20 protein-coding genes are annotated in these 23,449 nt (G+C 31.9%); 18 read left to right on the forward strand and 2 right to left on the reverse strand.

All coding sequences use genetic code 11. From position 1 onward, the window contains the following. Positions 1-414: 414 nt before the first annotated feature. Positions 415-831 (reverse strand): transposase, encoded by a 417-nt coding sequence (locus GJV77_RS11705; protein ID WP_240142862.1) that lies wholly within the window; start codon positions 829-831, stop codon positions 415-417. A 382-nt stretch (positions 832-1,213) separates the two neighbouring features. Between GJV77_RS11705 and GJV77_RS11710 the strand changes: the two genes are divergently transcribed. The 18 genes from GJV77_RS11710 (at position 1,214) to GJV77_RS11795 (ending at position 22,120) form a co-directional block, all read left to right on the forward strand. Continuing rightward, positions 1,214-2,431, forward strand: a complete 1,218-nt coding sequence (locus GJV77_RS11710) for a hypothetical protein (RefSeq protein WP_155036547.1) — start codon at positions 1,214-1,216, stop codon at positions 2,429-2,431. Between the two features lie 76 nt (positions 2,432-2,507). Then, positions 2,508-2,999: a hypothetical protein gene (locus GJV77_RS11715; RefSeq protein WP_155036548.1), complete on the forward strand. Its 492-nt coding sequence runs from the start codon at positions 2,508-2,510 to the stop codon at positions 2,997-2,999. Between the two features lie 23 nt (positions 3,000-3,022). Then, entirely contained in the window at positions 3,023-3,805 is a 783-nt protein-coding gene (locus tag GJV77_RS11720; protein ID WP_155036549.1) for a CsgE family curli-type amyloid fiber assembly protein, read from the forward strand. Positions 3,806-3,807: 2 nt separating this feature from the next. Then, entirely contained in the window at positions 3,808-4,209 is a 402-nt protein-coding gene (locus GJV77_RS11725; protein ID WP_155036550.1) for a curli assembly protein CsgF, read from the forward strand. A gap of 7 nt (positions 4,210-4,216) precedes the next feature. After that, complete coding sequence (locus GJV77_RS11730) at positions 4,217-5,593, forward strand: CsgG/HfaB family protein (protein ID WP_155036551.1); 1,377 nt, start codon at positions 4,217-4,219, stop codon at positions 5,591-5,593. A gap of 48 nt (positions 5,594-5,641) precedes the next feature. Further along, positions 5,642-7,105 (forward strand): carboxypeptidase regulatory-like domain-containing protein, encoded by a 1,464-nt coding sequence (locus tag GJV77_RS11735; protein ID WP_162521616.1) that lies wholly within the window; start codon positions 5,642-5,644, stop codon positions 7,103-7,105. 133 nt (positions 7,106-7,238) lie between these two features. Next, complete coding sequence (locus GJV77_RS11740; protein ID WP_155036553.1) at positions 7,239-8,636, forward strand: LuxR C-terminal-related transcriptional regulator; 1,398 nt, start codon at positions 7,239-7,241, stop codon at positions 8,634-8,636. A gap of 263 nt (positions 8,637-8,899) precedes the next feature. Beyond that, positions 8,900-9,748, forward strand: a complete 849-nt coding sequence (locus GJV77_RS11745) for a heme/hemin ABC transporter substrate-binding protein (protein WP_155036554.1) — start codon at positions 8,900-8,902, stop codon at positions 9,746-9,748. A 1-nt stretch (position 9,749) separates the two neighbouring features. After that, positions 9,750-10,781, forward strand: coding sequence for a FecCD family ABC transporter permease (locus GJV77_RS11750; RefSeq protein WP_155036555.1), 1,032 nt, complete (start codon positions 9,750-9,752; stop codon positions 10,779-10,781). Between the two features lies 1 nt (position 10,782). Then, positions 10,783-11,559 carry a heme ABC transporter ATP-binding protein gene (locus GJV77_RS11755; protein WP_155036556.1) on the forward strand — a complete coding sequence of 259 codons (777 nt, stop codon included), beginning with the start codon at positions 10,783-10,785 and terminating at the stop codon, positions 11,557-11,559. 12 nt (positions 11,560-11,571) lie between these two features. Next, positions 11,572-12,624, forward strand: a complete 1,053-nt coding sequence (locus GJV77_RS11760; RefSeq protein WP_155036557.1) for a hemin-degrading factor — start codon at positions 11,572-11,574, stop codon at positions 12,622-12,624. Positions 12,625-12,956: 332 nt separating this feature from the next. Beyond that, a complete protein-coding gene (locus GJV77_RS11765) occupies positions 12,957-13,250 on the forward strand; it encodes a helix-turn-helix domain-containing protein (RefSeq protein ID WP_155036558.1) in 294 nt (97 codons plus the stop codon). A gap of 55 nt (positions 13,251-13,305) precedes the next feature. Beyond that, positions 13,306-14,604, forward strand: coding sequence for a DUF3945 domain-containing protein (locus GJV77_RS11770; RefSeq protein ID WP_155036559.1), 1,299 nt, complete (start codon positions 13,306-13,308; stop codon positions 14,602-14,604). A gap of 11 nt (positions 14,605-14,615) precedes the next feature. Further along, positions 14,616-16,622 carry a topoisomerase C-terminal repeat-containing protein gene (locus GJV77_RS11775; protein WP_155036560.1) on the forward strand — a complete coding sequence of 669 codons (2,007 nt, stop codon included), beginning with the start codon at positions 14,616-14,618 and terminating at the stop codon, positions 16,620-16,622. A gap of 147 nt (positions 16,623-16,769) precedes the next feature. After that, on the forward strand, positions 16,770-17,240 hold the full coding sequence (locus tag GJV77_RS11780; protein WP_155036561.1) for a JAB domain-containing protein: 471 nt from the start codon (positions 16,770-16,772) through the stop codon (positions 17,238-17,240). A 39-nt stretch (positions 17,241-17,279) separates the two neighbouring features. Then, positions 17,280-17,579: a hypothetical protein gene (locus GJV77_RS11785; RefSeq protein WP_193563680.1), complete on the forward strand. Its 300-nt coding sequence runs from the start codon at positions 17,280-17,282 to the stop codon at positions 17,577-17,579. Between the two features lie 183 nt (positions 17,580-17,762). Then, a complete protein-coding gene (locus GJV77_RS11790) occupies positions 17,763-21,275 on the forward strand; it encodes a DEAD/DEAH box helicase (RefSeq protein ID WP_155036562.1) in 3,513 nt (1,170 codons plus the stop codon). Between the two features lie 164 nt (positions 21,276-21,439). After that, the gene (locus GJV77_RS11795) at positions 21,440-22,120 is read left to right on the forward strand and encodes a phosphatidylserine decarboxylase family protein (RefSeq protein WP_155036563.1); all 681 of its coding nucleotides are present in this window, start codon (positions 21,440-21,442) and stop codon (positions 22,118-22,120) included. A 387-nt stretch (positions 22,121-22,507) separates the two neighbouring features. Here the strand turns inward: GJV77_RS11795 and GJV77_RS11800 are convergent, their stop codons facing one another. After that, entirely contained in the window at positions 22,508-23,209 is a 702-nt protein-coding gene (locus tag GJV77_RS11800) for a LuxR C-terminal-related transcriptional regulator (protein WP_155036564.1), read from the reverse strand. Positions 23,210-23,449 lie beyond the last annotated feature (240 nt).

Here is a 23,449-nt window from a genome sequence, read left to right on the forward strand (position 1 = left end):
TTTAATAAACAAATATATCTACAACTTTTTTAAACTAAAATCCATAACTTTCACCCAAATGGGTGAATCTTTAATAGACAAAAAGTAAACTTAATTACATATTTATCAGTGGGTTGCATATCAAACCTTAATTATCTGCTGCGGATTTAAGGTAATAGTTGAATTAATTAGCAAACACAAGATAGTAACTCGAAAAAGTATTGATGAATTAGTANATAGTTGAATTAATTAGCAAACACAAGATAGTAACTCGAAAAAGTATTGATGAATTAGTATGGGAAAAGCTATTTAATGTGATTACTGTTAATCAAAAGAAGAATAAAGAAGGAAATTTGATTACAGAATTGATAAAAGCCCCAAAAAAACGAATAATTGCTAATATTTAAGCACTTGTTTACAGTGTCCTTTATCTCATTAAATTCTTTGACGGGACTGTCTCCAATGATAATAACTACTTCTACCAACCTTTAAAGCTTTACACATAATCAAAACCGGAAACTCATTTTCATGATCTAATATGAACATGCGAAGCATTTGCTGGTCTTTGAGAAAACTTTGATTGCTTTTTTTGAATATTTCATATTCTAATTCGGCATTAGCTAACTTGTTTTCCAACTCCTTAAATCTTTGTTGATTTGCAGTAAGTTTTAATTTCTCATTATCAGGAAAGTTAGCATCGCATAACTCTTGAGCTTCTTTACACCATTTATACAATAATGTAGGTTTGATTCCAAGTTCACGAGCTATTTCTGACTTATTGGTTTTGCCCTTAGCCAGTTCAACGGCTTGCTTTTTAAAAGCAGTATCGTAGGCCTTTCTAATTCTTTTCATACCTCAAAGATAAGTTTTTATACTTAGTTCTATTTCTGGTCTTAGTTAGTTGTTTCAATAGTTTTTAATGTAATGATTATATAGTCAAAATTTAGGGTGTTACTAAAGTGTTTTTTTAACTTCTCTAGGTTTTGTAAAATTTTTCTAAGGACAAATTTTGTCTATTTATTTCAAGAATTAATTAAAGTTTTAACAAACGAATCTTCCACTAAAATATTTGAGGTTTTTGTGTTGTGTTAAAAATACCTTAAATAAGGTATTTTTCTAACTATTTGTTTTATTGATATTTGCTATACAAAACAATAGTCTTAATTGTAATGTGTATTACAAATTAACGTACTGTTAATAAAAAAAACATTTTAACAAACATTAATTATTTCGTATGAAAAAAGTAGTTCTAAGTCTAGCTATGCTAGCAATTGGTTTTTCTGCTAATGCTCAAAACCATCAAAACCAACTTACACAAGCTGGTGAGCAAAATAACACAACTGTTACTCAAACAGGTCTTGTGTTTAATAATGCTTTAACAAGCCAAGAAGGGGAAAAAAACACCACTACGCTAACACAAAACGGAAGTCTACACACATCCGCGGTTAAGCAATCCAGCGTAGAGAATAAAGCGGCTCTATCACAATATGGTGTAGGACAAAATGTAATGGTTAATCAAGTGGGATTAGACAATAGAGTTGTTGTTGATCAAAGAGCTGTAGGAAATCTATCTTTAAATGCACAAGAGGGAGAATACAATAGTATTTATGCTACTCAAGACGGTTACTTAAACATTTCATCTATTGATCAAAAAGGAGAAAGAAATGAAATCGTTTCTGAGCAAACAGGTGGATTAAACTTCTCTATAGTGGAGCAAAATGGAAATGGAAATGTAATTACATTCGATCAAGGAGAATTAGGGAATGATTCGACAATCACACAAAATGGAGATGAAAATGGAGTGTCTTTTACACAAGCAGGATCATTTAATACTTCAGCTATCGCTCAGGCAGGTAACGCACATGTATATAATGGAAGTCAAGAAGGTTTCGGAAATACAAACCTTGTGTCGCAAGGCGGTGAAGCTAATACTTCAAGTTTAGATGTTCTTGGGCGTTATAATACAACAAAATTCAACCAATTAGGAGATAATAACAATGCAGAGATGGTTATTGTAGGAAATGAAAATATTGTTAGCATAGATCAATATGCAGATAATAATTCATCAATCATTACAGTTGAAGGAAACGACAACCGTGCATATAATTATCAAATCGATAATTCTGAATCAATCATTGATCAAGTAGGTGATGGCAATGTGGGTTATGTTGTTCAACATGATTCAAATCAAAGTTCTGAACTTTATCAAAATGGAACATACAATAGAGCTGAAGTAAGCCAAAAAGGTTCAGATAATTACAATTATGTAGCTCAATCGGGAGAAACAAACCAAGTTTTCACAACTCAAGATGGAAAACATAATTACTCTATAATTATGCAAGAAGGAACAAGTAACTCTGCTGTGTTAAATCAAATAGGTAATACACATCAAAGTATGATTAGCCAATCTGGAATTGGAAACATTGCAAATATTACACAAGGATTAAACTAGTCTTTTACTAATACTAAATTGACTGGTAGTAATATCAGTCAATTTTTCTTTTCATTTAAATCTCAATCATAGAACCATGAAAGCTTATTTTGTTTTTGCATTTATTTTTTGTTTGTGTTTTCACGCAATGGCACAAAATAATTCCATTGAACTAGAAGTTATTCAGCATAAAACAGAAAAATTAATCCATGATACCACTAAAGGTATTTTAAATCAAACTACTATTAATAGAGATAATTTAGTTGCTGTCTCACAAATAGGACAGGACAATGTTTTACAACCAGTTATAGGTTCTAATGGTTATGTTTTGAGTTATACTCAACAAGGAAATAATAACCTTATTGATATTGTAGCAAAAGGTGAGCAAATAAAACACAATATCGCTCAGTATGGAGATCAAAACCTATTAGAGAGTTACAATTTATCCAGTGGGCAACAATCATTACAGGTTATTCAAATGGGCAATAGACAAGAGGTATTAATTTTTGGAGAAAACTCCATGTCAAAAGATATGAAAATCAGTATTCAGGGAAATGACAAACAACTACTTATAAGAAATTTCAATTAGAAGTTGATGCTAAATGCTTTACTATGAAAATACAATTGGTCTATTTCATTTTCTTTTTCCTAAGTTTTTACCCTTCAAATGCTCAAATCATGAATACCCAAGTTAAAGCTGTATTGGATGTTAAGCTCGATAAAGATCAACTCTATATTAAAGGGATAGCTCAAAGTAAAACAGATGCTATAACTAGCATTTCCTATAAGCTTTCCATAATAAGAACTAATATTCAATCAGGCAATCAGTCAAAAAATAATCAAAGTGGTTACCAAATTCTTGAGCCTTTTCAGAATTGTACACTTAGTTCCACTTCGGTTAATTTCACACAAGAGGATCGATTGATTATTCTGTTGCTTATCTATGATGTAAACCAAAAATTAATAGCAACTGCTCGTCAGGTAATTAATGAGACTAGAGATGAGAATCAAATAAAGCAAGTGTTATCACAACAAATGCAAAAGCAAGTTGAGAAAGTTAATAAGCAAGAAGCTATTGTTGATGCGCAAATCAATTTTAGGGGAATCGTTGTTGATCAGACAAAGACAAAAGCAGGTCGAGATTTTTATCAACTTTATTACTCAAACTACCTCTCAGGTAATATTAATTCGCAACACATTATTACAATTACAGAATCCATTACATTGGGAAACAATACGAAAATCACACTTAAAACATCCCAGGGGCTTATTTTCGAATTCTTTGTGCGAACCCAATATGATTATCTTAAATCAATGAGTAATACAGCAATCAAGTTTACCCTTATACATCTAGATCAACTTGAAAAAAACAAACAAAGAACTAAAACTTTTTAACAATGAGAATTACATTCTATCTATTAGTGTTTTTTATAACTAGTTTATCCTCGGCTCAGCAGTTGACTTATAAACCAATGAATCCTTTTTTTGGAGGAGAAGTTTTTAATTATCAGATGATGTTGAGCTCTGCAAATGCTCAAAACTCTTTTAAAGATCCATCACTGTTAAAGCCAGGTACAAAAAATAGTCTTAATCAGTTTACAGAACGTTTAAATAGTCAATTATTAAATCAAATTTCACGTCAATTGTTTAGTGATTCAATTGGTTCAGAATTAAAAGAAGGAACCTTCACACTAGGGAGTTTATCTGTAGAAATTTATGATTCATCACAAGGAATGATTATCAATATACTCAATACTGACAATGGTGAAGAAACTCAAATTGTAATGCCTAATAGTTAATTGAAAAATGAATTTTTTACGACTTTTCCTAGTAACGACGTTACTTAGCAGTTTGTTGGTTAATTGTGGTGCATATTTAAATCAGCCTGTTGCTAAACAAAGTGCTCGTACAGGTGAGCTTACCACAACAAGTACACTTTTAAAAAACTTACCTAAGCCAAGTGAGCCAATTGTTGTGGGTGTTTATAATTTTAGAGATCAAACCGGACAATACAAAAATATTGAAACTGGTAGTTCATTTAGTACAGCAGTACCTCAAGGCGGAACCACAATACTAAATAAAGCATTAGAAGATAGTGGTTGGTTTACTGTTGTGGAACGCGAGAATCTTGGGAATTTATTAAATGAACGAAATATTATCAATACCACTCGAGAGCAATACCGACAAGCAGGAGATAATACCCAAAAGCAATTACCTCCATTGTTATTTGCCGGGGTTTTATTAGAGGGTGGAATTGTTTCCTATGATTCTAATATACTCACAGGTGGAGCTGGCGCTCGTTACTTTGGTGTTGGAGGGTCAACTCAATATCGTCAAGATCGTATAACAGTGTATTTACGTGCTGTTTCTACTACAAATGGAAAAGTATTAAAGACAGTTTATATATCTAAGACTATTTTATCTCAGGCGGTATCTCTCGGACTCTTTAAATATGTAAACTTTCAACGCTTACTAGAAGTTGAAACTGGATTTACTACCAATGAACCTATTCAACTTGCTTTAACAGATGCAATTGAAAAAGCAGTTGAAAGTATGATTATTGAAGGGATTCAAGCAAATCTTTGGAATACAAAACAAGGCAAGAAGTTAGATGAAGAATTAATAAACTCATATAATAGTATCAAACAAGAACAAGAGGCTAGGTTGTTATACCAGGGAGAACAAGTTCAGGGAAAGCATAAAAATGAAATTGCACTCTCGGGTGGAGTTAATCTGTTTTATGGAGATTTACAACAAAAGAAGTTTGGCTATGCTTTTCAAGTAGCATATGCACGAAAGCTTTCGCAAAGATTGGCTGTAGAGCTGAATTTTGCTCCTTTTGAAATTAGAACGGGTAAGAAATATACAAATCAAAAATATAGTATTGATACTAATCTGCGCATTGATTTATTGCCAAAGCAGAAAACATCAACTTACATTTATTTAGGTACAGGTGTAATAGGAGATTACTTTTTACTTCACAATAAACAGACAAAAGACGATAAGTTTTATTGGAAACTACAATATGGAGCAGGTTTAAATTACAGTTTCAATTCTAGGTTTGCTGTTTTTGGCTTTGCTCAACAAAACTTTGCTCTGACAGATAATTTAGAGGCAGTTAAACAAGGTAAGTTCAAGGATTATTACTTCAATTTTGGCTTAGGACTTAAATACTATTTTTAAAACAGATATAATATAATGAAACACTTAGCTATAAAATTCAGTTTAATAATGTTTAGTTTTTTATTTCTCTATTCATGTAGTGAAGATTATGCAGATGAAAGCCTAACGGGAAGTGTGATGGGTAAAGTTGTGATGGCAGAATCAAACACGCCATTAACTAATGTGAAGATAGAGACTTCTCCTAGTTCAACTACTGTTTTTACAGATGAGAAAGGAAACTTTGTTTTACAAACTCTTAAACAAGGGGAGTATTCTGTAAAAGCTGAGGTTAAAGGATACACTACTGCTTTTAAAGGGGTAAGTGTGTATCCAGGAAAAACAAGTAATGTAGTTTTTGAATTATCGCCTGCAAAAAATACCCAACCAGTACCCAGTACTCCTAGTTTAATTAATCCGTCAGAGAATCAAGTAGTCAAATCAACATCTATTGTTTTCAAATGGTCTTCAAAAGATAAGGATAAATCTAAACATATTTATTCTTTAACTCTTAAGAATGATTCGGATGAAACACAACAAACCTTTACTGGAATTAAGGATACAATATTTGAATATAATAATTTAAAATTGGGAGTTAAATACTTTTGGCAAATAACGGTAGAGGATAAAGTAAATAATCCTGTGAAAAGTGAAATGGGTAGCTTTAGTATATATAAAGCTCCAAAAGACAATCGTTTTTTTTATACAAAGAAGATAAAAGATAACTTAGTTATTTTTTCCTCTGATGAAAATGGAAATGAGTTTCAATTAACGGATTCTGAAAACAATAGTTTTAGGCCTGTGAAAAATCAAACGGCAAATAAAATTGCCTTTTTCCGAACTAATACCACAGAACTAGATATTTATACCATGGATACTGATGGAAGTAATGTTAAGAAAATTACTTCATCTGTAAGGCCTAATGGCTTTAACCTTAATGAGATTACATTTAGTTGGCCTATGAATAGTAATCAGATTTACTTTGCCAATTTTGACAAACTCTATGCTATTAATTCAAACGGACAAGGTCTGCAGCTTTTGTATCAAACCCCTAATGGGGCTTTTATTTCGGAGATAGATGTCAGTGTTGATCAGCAGCGTATTGCATTAAAAACAAATAATGCATTAGGCTATCAGGTTCATATCTACTGTATTGATTTTAGTGGAAATCATTTATTTACGGTTTTAAAAGACAAACCAGGGGCAAGTAGTGGTCTACAACTTTCAAGTAGTGCAGATAAGGTTGTTTATGCCTATGATCTCTCAGGGGTTGAAAATAGAGATTACCGCAGAATGAATTCTAGAATTTTTATTTATGATAGTAACTCAAATCAATCAACAGAAATATCAGCAGAGATCGAAGCTGGAACTAATGATCTTGAGCCTCGTTTTTCACCAAATGAAGCATATGTAATCTTTACCAATACCTCTAATGATGGACGATCACCGAAAGATATTTATGTTAAGGAGTTAAATAGCCTGCTTAAAACTAGAGTTGAAAAATTTAAAAATGCAGCTATGCCTTATTGGAATTAAGCCTGAAAAAAAGTAATACTGTTGTAATAAAGATGTAATTTATTAGAGTTACTATTTATTGAATGAGTGTTATTTTTTTTGAGTAAATAATTTAGGAATTGAGATTTAAATAATCTTATTTAATAATTAAGAAATGTATTTTTTTGAATTCAGAATAATATTTAGAAAGTTAGTTATTATTGGGTGCTTATGTTTCTTTTCTTATGCATATGCTGTAGTTCCTAAGCAGTTCCAACAAAAAATCGAATCGCTTAGTTACAGGCCTTTAAATAGCACAGGAAACTTGCAAATTGCTACCGACTCACTAAATAATACTTGGTTGAAAGGACGTTTGGATAAGAGTTATTTATATGCACCAATTGTACTTTATATTGCTAATGCGCATATTTTTTCCTACGATTTGTATATCTACAACTCTAATGATTTGTTTTTGGTAGATTCTAACTTAGATAGTCAGGGTACGCCTATTAAGAGTCGATATGCCCAACACTATATGGTTTTAGATAATCCTGTCTATTATATTAATTTAAACAAGGCCTCTACTGATAGTTTACCCATTGTAATCACTCAGCATAGTCAGTTTGGTGTAATGGAGGCCAAAGAATTTTTTTTTATAGGTTTGTATTATGGAGTTTTGTTAGCTTCTATATTTATTAATGTGATTTTTTTTATCATTTTAAAAGACAATCGCTTTGTAGTCTACTGCTTGTTACAGATTTGTATATTCATTTCTTTGTTTTACGAAGACGGTATGTTTTATTACCTATCAGATGGAAGTTTGCAAATGAAGTATTTACTAGTTTTAACTATTCCAGTAACTTCAATTTTAGTTTGTGTGTTTATAGGTTATTTCTTGGACATTAAGTCTTTTTTTACTCAATATAAAATCTTTTTTATCGCACTTTTTTCTGCTAGTTTACTATCGAGTGTAACCTTTGTACTCTATCCTAAAGCACTACTGTTAAATCTGACAACAATTTTGAGTTTTATAGGGCCTATATTCTGTCTTATCACTACAGCTACCCAGGTTAGAAAAAATGAGTATGCCCGTTTTATAATATTTTCCTTTGGGTTTATAGTTGTTTTCGCAATGGGTTACATATTTTACTTAAGCTTTAATGCTAAAGGACTTGATTATTTTGATATTAATGCTTTTCGATTAGTCAGTGTATTAGGACTCACTACAATTACATTGGTTGTTATATATAAGGTGAAAAATATTCAAGAACAAAACCATTTGTATCAACAAGAGATAGAATCTATTTTGTCTAGTGAGAAAACACGAAAAAAAATAGCTCAAGAGAACAAAAATGTAAATATGCTTGAGATACTTAAAGTTCAATACAATTTAACCCCTAGAGAAGTTGAAGTATTGACTTGTATCTGGAAGAAGATGTGTAATAGTGAAATAGCCGAACACTTATTCATATCGGTTAGTACTGTAAAATTTCATGTAAGTAAACTTTACTCTAAGCTTGAAATAAATTCAAGAAATCAAGCCATGAGTTTGTTTACAGACAACAAGTTTTAAATATATTAAAAGCATGCCTTAAAAGGTGTGTTTTTCTTTTCGTTTAGTTATAGGTTGTTAGATAAAGGTGTGACAACAAGCATTGAACTATTGGTTTTTACCCTATTGCTTTTAGGTGTTATGTAGCTTAAAGGCAGTTTAGGTATTGGTCTATAGAAATTTATAGGTAATCAGGTCTTTAAAAAGTTAAAGTTATTCTTTGAGTTATGTAGACAAAATAAAAGGTATATATTTGTTGTTATTAAGATTAAATAAAAATAATAATGATTAAATATGCTCTTCTACTAATAACCATTTTTACAACCATCTCTTGTAAGGATGTGAAAAATGATAATCAAAACAATTTTGAACAACTTCGTATAGTCTCCTTAAGTGGAGCCATAACCGAAACTTTAGTTGAATTAGGACAAAAGGACAATATTGTAGGTATAGATATTACCAGTACTTATCCAAAAAAGATAAACGATAGGCTAACACAGTTAGACCATGTTAGCAAAATTAATATTGAATCTATTATCGCTTTAAAACCAAGTTTGGTGTATATAACTAAAAAAGATTTGACCGATAATTTAGCGCAACAATTAAATAAAGCTAATATTAAACTTAAGGTTATTGACCAAGAGTTTTCAGTTAAGGGTACAAAACAGATGATTACCGATATAGCTAAGAGTCTCAATATAATGGATTATGATGATTTGTTACAGAAAATTGACGATGACCTGTTAAAGGTTGAGTCTATTGAGAATAAGCCTAGAGTTTTATTTATTTACGCTCGTGGCTCTTCTAATATGTTTGTGGCGGGTGATAACACACCTATGCAGAAGGTAATTGAATTAGCATCAGGGCAGAATGCCGTTACTGGTTTTGATCAATTCAAGCCCTTGAGTCCTGAGGCTTTAATTAGTAGTAATCCTGATTATATACTAATGTTTGATAGTGGTTTACAGAGTTTAGGTGGAGTTCAAGGAGTTTTGAAAATTGATGGAATAGCTCAAACTAACGCAGGTAAGTATAAAAGAGTAATTAGTTTAGACGGGTTATTACTCTCAGGGTTTACTCCAAGGCTAGGACAAGGGGTTAGAGAGTTGAACAAGAAATTATTAGAAAAATAAAATGAACAAAAGGCGCTCTTTGTATCTAATAATGCTTTTATTGGTTCTTTTGGTTTTAATGATAGCATCTGTTTTTATAGGTGTATACGAATTTGACAATGGGGTATTAGAAACAGTTTTTAATTTAGTATTCTATCCAGATATTGTCAGTGAGAGTGACCGGTATATAATACAACAAATTCGTTTACCTCGTATTGTAATAGCTGTGCTAGCAGGAGCGGGGCTAGGGGTATCTGGGAGTGCTCTTCAAGGGCTTTTTAAAAACCCTTTGGCCTCACCGGGATTAATTGGAATTACCTCAGGGGCTGTTTTATTTGCCGCTGTAACTATTGTTTTAGGTGGATATATAAAGGAATATTTGCCCCTTTGGATCAGCTATAGTTTACTTAGTATAATGAGTTTTATAGGTGCTGTTTTAACCATGTGGTTTGTCTATAGAATTTCAACCAGTTCGGGTAAAACCAATATAGGGGTTCTTTTACTTAGTGGGGTAGCAATTACTGCTTTATCAGCAGCAATAACAGGAGTGTTAACCTTTGTGTCTAATGAACAAGAACTTAGAAACCTTACTTTTTGGACCCTAGGAAGTTTAGCTGGTTCAAATTGGGAGAAGGTGTTTATATTAAGTGTTGTAATGGCAATTTCACTTAAATTTTTATTGCCTTTATCCAAACAGCTTAATGCTTTAATGCTCGGAGAGAAGGATGCATGTCATTTAGGAGTGTCTATTGAAGCAGTCAAGCGAAAAATTATCATTTTTACTGCTTTAATGGTTGGAATTATTGTGTGTTTTACTGGCACTATAGGTTTTGTGGGGCTTGTGGTGCCCTATATTTTAAGGTTAGTATTTGGTTCTAATTATTACTATGTTTTGCCTTTATCGGTTTTATTAGGGGGAATTCTACTTCTTTTAGCCGATACGTTAAGTAGAAGTTTAATTGCGCCGGTGGAGATTCCCATTGGTATTCTAACCAGCATGATGGGAGCACCTGTATTTATGGGGTTATTGTTAAAATACAAAAAGAATCTTTAAGATGATAAAGGCTGTAAATCTAGATTTTAAAGTTAAATCAAAATATTTGCTAAAGAGTATTGACTTTAGTTGCCATGCATCAGAATTTGTTGCTATTGTTGGACCAAATGGAGCAGGTAAGTCTACTTTTTTATCCCTTATCGCCAATGAGATTTCGCCAAGTGATAATGAGGTGATTTTTAAAGATTGCGTATTTTCTTTGTGGTGTAGGACAAATCTGGCTCAGCACAAGGCAAAATTTTCGCAGTCTTTTAGCTCTGATATTCCTTTACTTGTCAAAGATGTGGTTATGATGGGAAGATATCCATATTTTCAAAACACTCCTTCAAAACAAGATATTGAATCAGTAGAACAAATTTTGCGATATACTGGTCTTGATCAGTTTAGTGGGTGTGAATATAATTTTTTGTCCGGTGGTGAAAAACAACGTGTACATATAGCTCGTGTTTTAGTGCAATTGCAAAATAATAATAAACAAAAGTTGTTATTATTAGACGAGCCTTTAAACAACTTAGACGTAAAACATCAACACTCGGTTTTAAAAACTATAAGGGCATTTTGTGACAAAGGCAATGCCGCTATAGTTGTGTTACACGATTTAAACCTGGCTAGTGAGTATGCTCAAAAAGTAGTGATTTTAGACAAAGGCATTAAGATATGCCAAGGAGGAGTTAAACAGGTATTTACTCAAGAAATATTATCTAAAGTATATCAAATGCCTTGTCAAGTGATAGAAAATCCTATTAGTAAGAATCCACTAATTATTTTTGGACAATAAAATAACAATATAATGAATACACAGACTTTATCTTTAAAACAGCGTTGGGATGATTTAAAACAAACCAACCCACATATGCGCATTAGAAATGCTGCAGAGCAATTAAACACCAGTGAAATGGAATTATTAGCCACTGGTTTATTGGATAACGTATATCTATTAACCCCAGAGATAAAATCAATTTTACTTCAAGTGGAGTCTTTGGGAAAAGTAATGGCTTTGACTCGAAATTCAGAGTGTGTACACGAGAGAAAGGGAGTTTATAAAAATGGAGACTTTTCAAATAATCACGTTGGACTATTTGTTAATCAAGATATTGATTTGCGTATTTTTCTATCGCATTGGAAGTATTGTTTTGCTTTGGTTGACACAGTAGGAGACACCTTTAGAAAAAGTCTTCAGTTTTTTGATAAAAGTGGTCAAGCCATACACAAAATATATTTAACCCCTGAGAGTAATGAACAGGCCTTTGAGCAGTTGGTTCAAAAATATAAGGCACAAGATCAAAGTATTGAAGGATTTAATATCCAACCTTGTTTACTAGAGATGGACGAGAGAATGGATCAAGAAATTGATATTAAGGGGTTTAATCAAAAGTGGATTGAGTTAAAAGACACGCATGATTTTTATGGACTACTTAAAAAATACCATCTAACTAGAACCCAAGCCTTGCGTTTAGCTCCAAGTGAGTATTACGCTAAAAAAGTAAATAAGCAATCACTAGTCACGCTATTGGAATCAGCATCTGCTAAAAAAGTACCTATAATGGTTTTTGTGGGTAATTCAGGAAATATTCAAATTCATACCGGAGAAATAAATAACACTCTTTGGCATAAGCACTGGTTTAATATTATGGATCCTGATTTTAATATGCATTTAGATATGGATAGTATTTCTCAGGTTTGGATAGTTAGAAAACCCACCATTGATGGAGTGGTAACCTCACTAGAGGTTTACAACGAAATGGGACAAACCATTGTTCAATTCTTTGGTAAGCGAAAACCTGGGATTCCTGAATTAGAGTCGTGGAGACAACTTATAGCTGATCTACATTCGTTAGATTAGTTTGTAAATATTGAACATACAAGGTTTATAAGCTTGTAGGACAGTAAGTAATCTAGGTAGTTTTAGTATTGATTGTTATTAGTTTTTGTCAATAATCTAGAGCTTTTATTTACTGTTTTACAAGCTTTTTCGTGAAAACAAAAACAGCCAATAAAACCGAATTGGCTAGCCATGTTATTTATTAAATTATATTCTATATTTATATGCATAGTTTTTTTAAGGCAAGGATTTTTTTGTCTTTTTAAATTTAATTTGACGGTCTTGGCTTTAATTTTTATCAATGATTTTGATTTTTGAGGTGTTAGCTAACATTAACCTTAAAAAACAAAATTATGAATGTGAATCAAGTAGAATTTCTATCTTGGATGGATAGAATTACCAAAAAAATCGATACTCTTTCCCAAAGTATCACTCAACTTCCCATTACTAAGCTATCCAGTGATGGAGAACAACTTTTAGACAATAAAGATGTTCTTGATATATTAAAGATATCCAATCGCTCGCTTCAACGTTATCGAAGCAATAAAACACTTCCATATTATAAGATTCAAGGTAAGGTTTATTACAAACTATCGGATATAACTGCAATTATAAATCAAAGTTTGTCAAAGCCTATTAACTCTTAATAAGCCTATTGTATGAGTTTGTAAATCAAGAGATTTTACTTTTAAAACTATTATTATGGAAAATAAAAAAAATGATACAAGTCAGACCCCTGAAGTATTGCTTGTGAATGATTATAGCGATAATAAAATTAAGGCAGTTAAAGGCCTTAATGAAAATGGTAAGCTTCAGACCTTATCGGTGAATAAAAAAAACTTAAATCAACTTTTAAAGGTTGATAAGCAAGGTGATTTTTTTTCAAGTTTTTTCACGAATTTCTTTGCTCAATTACAAAACCCTACTGAGTTTAGTTTTTTTAAAGTGCCTATAGACAAAGCCATAGGACTAGCCTCTTTGATGCAGAAGGAATTGGATATGAATCAAAATCCAACCCATGAACTTTTCTTATCACATCAAATTGACCCCGATAAGATGATTCAGGCTATGGAAGCTCAAAAAAGCAAACAGGATTTAGAATCTAATCACTATAATCCTTATAAGTATAATATTGATGATATTGATTGGGAGTCATTAAAAGATATAGGATTATCTAAAGAGAAATTGGAGGAAATGGACTTATTAGAACCATTATTAAGGGGATATAAGACCAAAGATTTAGTTACAATAAACCTTGATTTAGGTGCTGCTTATTTCAGTCTTGATGCTCGAATTGGATTAAGAAAAGAGCAAAATGGTTTGATTGTGATGGAGCTTCAGGGAGTCAAAAAATACCCTAACTTAAACACTCCCTTACAAGGACATAGTTTTACTAAGGAGGATAAATACAATCTTTTAAAAACAGGTAATATGGGAAGGGTTGTAGAATTAATCGATCCACTGACAAATCAGCCTATACCTTCGGTTGTTTCTGTGGATAGACTCACGAATAATTTAGCTGTTACCAGTATTGAAAAAATTGAAATTCCTCAACACATCAAGGGAGTAGACTTATCTAGGGAACAAATCGATCAGTTAAAACAAGGTAAAGCTGTTTTGATTGAGGATATGACCTCTGTAAAGGGAAATGCTTTTAATGCAGAGATTCAATACAATGCAAGTAAAGGCCATATTGAGTTTTTATTTGATAATGTCAATAAAAAGAAAAGGTATCAACCCCAAAATACATTAGACAACTTTAGAGGCAAACAAATCGATAAGCAACAAAGAGAAGCTCTTTTACAGGGTAAGAGTGTTTTAATCGATGGGTTGATTGATAAAAAAGGAAATCCATACAAGGGATATATTACCTATGATCAGGTAAATTCTAAAATGGATTTTTCGTTTAATGATCCTAATTCCACAGAAAAACAAGCTGTGGTGAATTCGGATAATCTCCAGAGTAATACCCAAAACAAATCAACACTTAAACCAAATTAAACTAATTGGGTATGAAATTAATAGTAACTCAAAATAAAGTAGCAGCAAGACAAATTGCTGCTGCTTTATCTAATTGTAGCCAAAAGGCTAACTTCTATCAAAGCAATGAGTATTTGGTTGTATGGTTAGAGGATGGTTTATTGAATGGTTTGCACCAGAAAAGTTCACAGTGGATAGTTTTAATTAAAGCCATACAGGATAATACCTTAGAGAGTGATGGGGTATTTAAACAGTTAAAACAGCTTATTGACAAAGTAAACACTATAGATATTCTATTGTCTAGATTAAGTGAACAGCTTTTGGTTTTTTGGTTTTTACTTCAGAGGATAAATAAGACTAAAGTAGTGTTTGTCAAAAAGGTTTATCTAATGAATACTTCAAATATTTTAAAAATAATATCTAAGTCAAAATCAAGCAACTCATTTCATAGACTAGTTGATTTATTGTCTTACAGCTTTATTTTAAGTCTAGATTTTAAAGAGGCTTTAAACCAACGTGTGTTTTTTAAAACAAGTCAAACACAAGTTGAATTTGATTTACTGGCTTTGGCTTTAATAGGATATTTGAAAAGATTGAAAAAGTCGTTTAAAAACCAAGATAAAGAAAAGCTTTACAAATTAGAATTAGTCGTTATGGTTAATGGACGTGAATTTTTGATTAATAGCACCAATGTGTTTTCAGATAAGCAAATGGCAATTTCACTTTCGGATAAAATCTTTTTTAATGGATGGGTTAAAATTGATAAAACAACTACAACTCAAAAGCAAATCGTTTTTAATAAACCAATAGGCTATAGTGATATTCTTCTACCGGTATATTCTAGTTATTTGCTGCCGTTAGATCAGTTTTATTATGAGCTTGATGCTTTATTTGATAATGGTTATATAAGTAATTCATTTAATAGTTTTATAGATTTTACCCTAAAGCAAAAAAGGTTGTTGAGTTATAGGTTAAAAAAAGTAGTAAAGGACAGTACTTTTGATACGTCTTTAGCGAATTTAGTTCACCCTGAAAGCCAAAGTATTGCCAATAAGATGAGTTACAACATAACTAAGATACCTTTTAATGTTAGTTTTAAAAAGTCTCTAGGCTTTACCACACGCCAGAAAATAATTTATAATCAAATTGTAAAAGGACATATTGATAGGTGTAGTCATAAGGTTTTAATAAGAAAAACTCATTTGGTTTTACAAGGATGTAACCAAGAGTTTTATTTAGAAATAAATCAGTCTGTTGATTCCTGGCTTAATCCCTGGGTTAGAGTAAATCAGCAAGGGTATTTTGTAAATAGAGACGATCAAAATTTTCAAAACTCTACTTTTATAGTAAAAAAATCTAGGGTTGTAAGACACAAAGCTCAAAGACTTGATTTGTTACAGATTTTAAAACAACTGGATCAATTGGTGAATCAAAAAATAAATAAGCAAACAAATAAGTCCGTTGTATTTTTATATCAGAGTCTTTATAAAAAGATTTGTTTAACCCTGCAAGAGCTATTAAACACACAAAACATAAGCTTTAACTCTCAAGGAATTGTGTTTAGTAAACAGATTAAACAAATATTGAAGATGTTTAAGCATACAGACTTTTTAAATCTTTCTTATGTATTTGATTTAATAGACCTTATTAATGAAAATCCAGATAAAAATATTGATTTAAAACACATTAAGAGTCAAATCCATCGGCAGTATTCTTGTTTGAATTCTAGCCTTGAAAAAGCCAAGATTAATCAAATAATCAAAAATCATAATTGCTATAAATGCAATAGTGAGTCACTTATTAAAAGTTCTAAGATGTTGGTATGTACAAACAAATACTGTTTGTGGAAAATGCCTTTAAATATCCATAATATCCAGCTTAGTCTTGCCCAGTCTTTGGAGATTATTAAAAACGGTAAAAGCAAATCAACCTATAACTTTTTAATGAAAAACAATAAGGTTTATCCGGCCTATTTGTATTTAGATTATAAGGCGGAGATAGGGTTTGACTTTCATTTGCCATACCTAGAGAGTAAATGAGAAGTAAAACTACAATAATCTTAACGTTTGTATGGATTTGTTAGACGCAATTTAGTAGGTTTATTTTAAAGCTTTACCTTCTGATTTGTAGAGTTTACTAAACCATTAACTATTTGTGGCTTCATAATCAATTTAAAAATTAGAGTTATGGAAAATAAAGATTTAAATAACAATTGGCTTATTGCATCAGAAGTAGAGTTAATTTATAAATCAACAGTAAAGGCTTCACAGAGACCTCAGATTACATCTTCTTGCAGTGCATACCAAATAGCGCTAAAAGCTTGGGATAGTAATAAGATTGAATTATTAGAGCAATTTAAAGTTCTGATGCTTTCAAGCAGCAATAAAGTACTTGGAGTATTAGAGGCTTCCTCGGGCGGAATAACAGGCACTATAGTAGATTTAAGAATTATCTTCTGTGCTATTTTAAAAGCAAATGCAGTGGGATTTTTAGTAGTACATAATCATCCCTCAGGAAAATTAGTTCCAAGTGAAGTTGATAGACAAATAACTCGAAAGATTAAAGAGGCAAGTAAAATACTTGATATTGCTTTTTTAGATCATTTAATTATAAGTAAAGAAGGATACTACTCCTTTGCAGATGAAGGCATCTTATAGAGATGTCTTTATTTTATATATTCTTGTTTTTTCATGTGTATGGGGAAGTCTACACAATTAAGAGATATTATTTATGACGAAAAAAATGTTTTTTTGAATTTAGGTAAGAAGAAATCTGATAACAAAGCAATAAGAAAATCTGACGGAAAAATGACTTATCAACCTGTTATGAATGAGATTTTAGATATAATTATAAAATGGGTAGGAGATTCACAGAATCCATTTGATTTATATAGAGATTTTTATGAATTGAATGAAAAGCATAATTACGGGAATGAAGTTTATGATCATAGCACTCAGAATGTAGTTAAAGCAATGTTATCATTAACGACAAAATAATAATTCTCTTTATTGGAGTTGCTCTAAGTAGAAATAATAGAAAAGATAAAAACCATTAATAAGGACTTTCCTTGTGTATTAACAAAGCCGATAGATTATTTATCAGAACAATAAATGATTACTGTTACAGAATCATAGGTGGTTTTTTTATTATCTTGCCTTAAGATAATTTATTAGTGGGTTATGGCACAAAAATTCGGTAAGACTTGGTGGGGAAAACAATGGTTACAAGCATTAAGCGATATTGATAATGGTAATCGTTTGCCACGTGGGGCGACTTATGCCCGTAAAGGAGCAGTAGAATCTATAGATATTAAATCAAATGTGATTTTAGCTTTGGTTAGTGGAAGTAGACCAAAGCCATACAAAGTTGAGGTTAAAGTACCTGAGTTTAATAATAGTAATCAAGAGAAATTTATCAAAGCTTTAATTAATAAGCCTTATATAATTTCAAAGTTTTTAAACAGAGAATTAGACCCTCTAGTTCTTAGTATAGCTAAACAAGCGGGGGTGTCTATCTTTCCTAAGAAGTGGTCAGACTTACAAATGAAGTGTAGTTGTCCTGATTATGCTGTGCCTTGTAAGCATATAGCTGCGGTGATATATAAGATAAGTCAAGAGATAGATAATAATCCTTTTTTGGTTTTTGAGTTGCATGGGTTAGATATTTTAAAACAACTAAGCCTTCAGGAATTAACTATCACTACTTGCTTAAACAAAGTAGTTAGAATTGATGAATTGTTTTTAAGTCAGGAGGAAATAAAACCTGAGAAAACAACTAATGATTCAAACAATGTTTATGATCGTATAGTTTTCTCTCAATTAAAACCTTTGACAAATTCTCTTGACTTACTCTTGGTCGATAATCCTGTTTTTTATACTAATTCAGGTAACTTTAAAGATAAATATAAGACTCTACTAACTAGAGTTTCACGTAGTTATCAGCGCGTTTTAGATGAAAAGATCACAGTTGATAAGCTATTAAACCAAGAAGAAACATCAATTGATATACTAAATCAATATGCCTTTTTACAGGTTAAGTGGACTAAAAGTTATGAGTGTGAGTTTTATCTAAACTCTAAGAAAATACAATGGTCCATACTTGTGTCTGTTTTGAGTAAATTACCTATTGATAAATTAAAGGATTACCAAGTATCGGTAGTAGGATTAACTAAGCTTTATTATACAGCATTACATCTAATGGCTAAAGGAGCTATGGTACCTCAAATTGTTGAATTAGTTAATGGTAGGTATACTATAATGTGGTTACCTGCTTTGATTAACAAACAGGTAAAAGAGATTGTATCTCAGCTACGCTATATTATTCCACTAGAAATATTCACGCAAGATGTAAGTGATAATCGAAAATTTAATACTGAAGATTTGACCTTGCGCTTACTATCGGTGTTTTTGACCAAAATGGTTGGTAGTGTTGTTGTTAAGCAGAGTAAGGATGAGTTTTTAGATATGTTCTTTTGTGGTGATCAACCAAGTTTTAAAGCACCAGGAGAAGACTCTTTGCCTGGAGGAATCAATACTTGGTTAAGTCCCTATTACTTATCCCATGGTAATATTCTACCACAGTTAATAATCAAACAAGATCATGATAATTTTTGGTTAGATGTAACTATAACAGATAAGACAAGTGAGTCATTACAGAATGTTAGTTTAAGTGATATCTTAAAGTTAAAGAAATACGACAAGATAAGACTTGAGGTTTTACAAAGTATAGCTAGTCTTGGTGCGTATGTTAAAGAGTTAGAGCTTTATATTGATAGTCAAGGGCAGGTAATCGAATACTTAGATAATGACCGTTTAGCGACTTTCCTATTTGAGGTTGTTCCTGTTGTCGAGCTATTGGGAATCAATGTACTGTTACCAAAATCTCTTCGTGAAATATTAAAGCCTAAGGTAAGTGGTAGAATAAGTAAAGTAGATACGGTAAAGAGTTTTATAAAGCTCGATAAACTACTTTCCTTTGATTGGAAAATAGCTATTGGTGATGATTTAATATCTGAGCAAGAATTTAAAAAGCTGCTTGTAAACTCAGATACATTGATAAAATATAAGTCAGGGTACATTTATGTAAGTAGAGATGAATTAGAGAAATTGTATAAACATTTTGTTAATCCTAAAGCAATTAATGGACTAGATGTTTTGCGAGTAGCTCTAAGTGGAGAGTTTCAAGGAGCTAAGATTGAGATGGATAAAGCAGCTCAAAAGCTGCTAGATAACTTAACTACAATTAAACCTTTGAGTGTGCCAAAGGGGCTAAATGCTAGCTTGCGCCCGTATCAAAAGCGTGGTTATGAATGGTTGTATCACAATTTTCAGCTTGGTTTTGGTTGTGTATTGGCTGATGATATGGGCCTTGGAAAAACCCTACAAGTAATAACTACCATTGTTCGATATAAACAAGAAGATCTTTTACAAGAATCTAAAGTTCTAGTTATAGCTCCTACAGGGCTATTGAGTAATTGGGAGCAGGAGATTAAAAAGTTTGCACCTTCCTTAACTGTGTCTATCTATCATGGGGTAAAGCGTAATTTGAATATAGAAACAGACGTGGTATTAACCTCTTATGGTTTGGCTCGTAGTGATGGTAAGATACTTAATAAACACAAGTGGTTATCTGTAATTATTGATGAGGCTCAGAATATAAAAAATTCAAATGCCTCTCAGTCTAAGGCGGTAAAAAGTATAGTAGCTAAGCATTATATAGCATTAAGCGGTACCCCGGTTGAGAACCGATTAAGTGAACTATGGAGTATAATGGATTATTGTAATAGTGGTTTTTTAGGTAGTCCTAAGGCATTTAAAGATAGTTTTTCAACTGCAATCGAACTGTTTAATGATACAGAAGCTGCAGATAGATTAAAGCGAACGATATCACCTTTTATTATGCGCCGTTTAAAATCTGATAAGAGCATTATCTCTGACCTTCCAGATAAAATAGAGATAAATGCTTATAGTGCTTTAACCAAACAACAAGCAATTTTGTATGAGAAGACCCTAGAGTCGGCCATCAATACAATCTCAAGTATAGATCAGAATGATAAAACGCAATTGTTTAAACGTCAAGGGTTAGTTTTGCAAATGATTCTAGCTTTAAAGCAAATATGTAATCATCCAACTCAATACCTTAAGAATAAAGTAATGGATCCTATGTTGAGTGGTAAAATGAGTTTGCTTTATGATAAACTAGATGCTATTTTAGATAGTGGGGAGAAGGTATTAATCTTTACACAATTTAAAGAAATGGGAGGGATGTTACAGGAGTTTTTAGTAGATCGTTATAACCAAGAGGTACTATTTTATCACGGAGGGGTGGCTGTGAAACAGCGCAATGAAATGGTGGATAATTTTCAAACCAACCCAGCTCATAAGATATTTATTCTATCGCTTAAAGCTGCCGGTACAGGATTAAATTTAACTGCAGCTAACCATGTTATACATTATGATCTATGGTGGAACCCTGCTGTTGAGGCTCAAGCTACAGACAGGGCTTATAGAATTGGACAAAAGAGTAATGTAATGGTACATCGCTTTATCACCCAAAATACTTTTGAGCAAGAGATAGATGCTATGATTCAGTCTAAAAAAGCACTGTCTGAGATGACTGTAGCCTCAGGTGAGAATTGGATTGGAAATCTTAGTAATAAGGAGTTAGAGGATTTGTTTGTATTGAAAAAATAGCAGTCTGTAAAGAGTTTTCTGTATTGCTTTATAGTGGTTGTCTAAAAGAGTTACCTACAGAGGTTGGCCTAGTAGTAAAGGAATTTTCTGTACTATGTCTAACACAACAATAGGCTGTAAGTTTGTTGAATCAAATACAGTTAGTTAACTCAATTACAAACGATATGAAAATACACAAAGAAGCAAGAGAATCGATTATTATAACCGTATTTATTTTTTTGATTGTCAATGGACTTGCTTATCGCTTGCTTAGCGATAGTCTTTGGTGGCTCAAGGGATTAATACTACTTATAAGTTTTGGTTTGATGAGCTTGGTTGTTTTCTTTTTTAGGATACCTTCAAGAGAATTAACCCAAGATAATCAGCTAATATTAGCACCCTGTGATGGAGAGGTTGTTGTCGTTGAACAGGTGGCAGCAGACGAGTATTTTACCGATAAGCGCATTCAAGTATCTGTGTTTATGAGTGTGTTTAATGTACATGTGAATCGCAATCCAATCAGTGGAGTAGTACAATATAGTCAATACCACAAAGGAAAGCACTTAGTGGCTTGGCATCCTAAATCCTCAACGGCTAATGAGCGCCATACAGTGGTCTATAAGCATTCAAATGGGAAAGAGGTCTTAGCCAAACAAATTGCAGGGGCATTAGCCAATAGGATAGTTAATTACCTAACTATTGGCAAAAAGGCCAAACAGAGTCAGGAAATGGGGTTTATAAAATTTGGATCAAGAGTTGATCTATTGTTGCCTTTGGATACTGAGATTTCGGTTAAACTTGGAGACAGGGTAAAAAGTGGTATATCTGTTATTGGTCATTGGCCGGATAATACAGACTCGCAATAAGGATCATTTTTATTCTCCCGATTTAGGTGAGTTAGCTTTTTTGTATTCTTCTACAGAGAAGATTACAGGCTTTAGGTTATCAGATCAGAATTTTACAGATATACTTTTTGAAAAAATAGATTAATAGGCAAGAAAATAGTAAGTGTTCGATGACTTAATTCGGGACTGGTTGGTTATAGCTGGTTTGTGATAAATTTAAATAGGAGAAAACGAGTGGTCATAATGCTATGCCACTCGTTCTATTTAATCAATAGTTGGTATTTATCAACTAAACCTTAAGTTTGTTATTATTGGTCTACTTATTTGATTTAGTTGTTTTTATAGGATTAATACATCTTAAATAAGTATTTATTTAAAAGTGTAAAGCTAGTTCTGGATGAGACAGAATTAGGCACCTATTTTTTTTAATACCTCTATCAAAGATGAGCATTTTGTTTTGCTTAAAATGTTTTTGCGATGCGTTTGAGTGGTGTGATGACTGATATTTAGCATATCAGAGATTTCTTTACTTTGGTAGCCCTCATGTATTAAATCTAAAATTTCTACCTCTCGTTTGGTCAGTTTAAACTTCGTATTAAAGTTAATACACCTATTTTTTTGCTTGTCAATAATTTGAAAGTCAGACTCTGGTCGTGTCTTGTAATCCTCGATTATTTCATGATGGACAAAATTTTTAAGCATTCTACCATATTTGTCAGTTTCTATTGTTTGGTATTCTTGCTTTATAGTTATGTAGTGGCCTTGTTTTGTTTTAAGTCTAAAGCTATAAGAAACTAAGTATTGAGATAATGCTGTATAAGAGACATGCTTTCTTAATTCAGCAGTATGGTATTCACATTTATTGCGATAATCTAAATCATCAGGGTGCATTAATGATGTAAAAAGATTCATATTAAACTCTTCTGCAGAATATCCTAGAACTTCTAGGATGCTGCTGCTAATATATTCGGTATTGTTTACTTGACAATTAACGATAAAGTAATAACTATGTTTGTTTTGGCAAATATTATCGTTAGTGTCCAATTGTGTAGGGGTTAACCACAAATTACAATCTTTATCTATAAATGAAGGCGAGTTTGTTGTTTTCATATCAAGCAGTTTATTAATAAAAAATTTGTAGATATTAGCTAGAGATTATCAGTTGGAAAACAGCTGATTTCTCAGCTTGTATTAACTTGATTCACCTTTGCTATATAACCGGTTTATTGTTCAATTTTTAATGGAGTTGAATTGGCAATATGCTACATAGTAACATCTTTTTAATACAACTCAGTTAGATAAATTAGCATGAATTAGTCATGACTTATTTACTTGAGCATTCAGTTACAA

The sequence above is a fragment of the Myroides pelagicus genome, assembly GCF_009711055.1.
Taxonomy (GTDB): Bacteria; Bacteroidota; Bacteroidia; order Flavobacteriales; family Flavobacteriaceae; genus Flavobacterium; species Flavobacterium pelagicum.

Excerpts from the sequence above, each read along its gene's own strand:
- GJV77_RS11705 (WP_240142862.1), bottom strand. The coding sequence starts at position 831 with ATGAAAAGAATTAGAAAGGCCTACGATACTGCTTTTAAAAAGCAAGCC.
- GJV77_RS11710 (WP_155036547.1), top strand. The coding sequence starts at position 1,214 with ATGAAAAAAGTAGTTCTAAGTCTAGCTATGCTAGCAATTGGTTTTTCT.
- GJV77_RS11715 (WP_155036548.1), top strand. The coding sequence starts at position 2,508 with ATGAAAGCTTATTTTGTTTTTGCATTTATTTTTTGTTTGTGTTTTCAC.
- GJV77_RS11720 (WP_155036549.1), top strand. The coding sequence starts at position 3,023 with ATGAAAATACAATTGGTCTATTTCATTTTCTTTTTCCTAAGTTTTTAC.
- GJV77_RS11725 (WP_155036550.1), top strand. The coding sequence starts at position 3,808 with ATGAGAATTACATTCTATCTATTAGTGTTTTTTATAACTAGTTTATCC.
- GJV77_RS11730 (WP_155036551.1), top strand. The coding sequence starts at position 4,217 with ATGAATTTTTTACGACTTTTCCTAGTAACGACGTTACTTAGCAGTTTG.
- GJV77_RS11735 (WP_162521616.1), top strand. The coding sequence starts at position 5,642 with ATGTTTAGTTTTTTATTTCTCTATTCATGTAGTGAAGATTATGCAGAT.
- GJV77_RS11740 (WP_155036553.1), top strand. The coding sequence starts at position 7,239 with ATGTATTTTTTTGAATTCAGAATAATATTTAGAAAGTTAGTTATTATT.
- GJV77_RS11745 (WP_155036554.1), top strand. The coding sequence starts at position 8,900 with ATGATTAAATATGCTCTTCTACTAATAACCATTTTTACAACCATCTCT.
- GJV77_RS11750 (WP_155036555.1), top strand. The coding sequence starts at position 9,750 with ATGAACAAAAGGCGCTCTTTGTATCTAATAATGCTTTTATTGGTTCTT.
- GJV77_RS11755 (WP_155036556.1), top strand. The coding sequence starts at position 10,783 with ATGATAAAGGCTGTAAATCTAGATTTTAAAGTTAAATCAAAATATTTG.
- GJV77_RS11760 (WP_155036557.1), top strand. The coding sequence starts at position 11,572 with ATGAATACACAGACTTTATCTTTAAAACAGCGTTGGGATGATTTAAAA.
- GJV77_RS11765 (WP_155036558.1), top strand. The coding sequence starts at position 12,957 with ATGAATGTGAATCAAGTAGAATTTCTATCTTGGATGGATAGAATTACC.
- GJV77_RS11770 (WP_155036559.1), top strand. The coding sequence starts at position 13,306 with ATGGAAAATAAAAAAAATGATACAAGTCAGACCCCTGAAGTATTGCTT.
- GJV77_RS11775 (WP_155036560.1), top strand. The coding sequence starts at position 14,616 with ATGAAATTAATAGTAACTCAAAATAAAGTAGCAGCAAGACAAATTGCT.
- GJV77_RS11780 (WP_155036561.1), top strand. The coding sequence starts at position 16,770 with ATGGAAAATAAAGATTTAAATAACAATTGGCTTATTGCATCAGAAGTA.
- GJV77_RS11785 (WP_193563680.1), top strand. The coding sequence starts at position 17,280 with ATGGGGAAGTCTACACAATTAAGAGATATTATTTATGACGAAAAAAAT.
- GJV77_RS11790 (WP_155036562.1), top strand. The coding sequence starts at position 17,763 with ATGGCACAAAAATTCGGTAAGACTTGGTGGGGAAAACAATGGTTACAA.
- GJV77_RS11795 (WP_155036563.1), top strand. The coding sequence starts at position 21,440 with ATGAAAATACACAAAGAAGCAAGAGAATCGATTATTATAACCGTATTT.
- GJV77_RS11800 (WP_155036564.1), bottom strand. The coding sequence starts at position 23,209 with ATGAAAACAACAAACTCGCCTTCATTTATAGATAAAGATTGTAATTTG.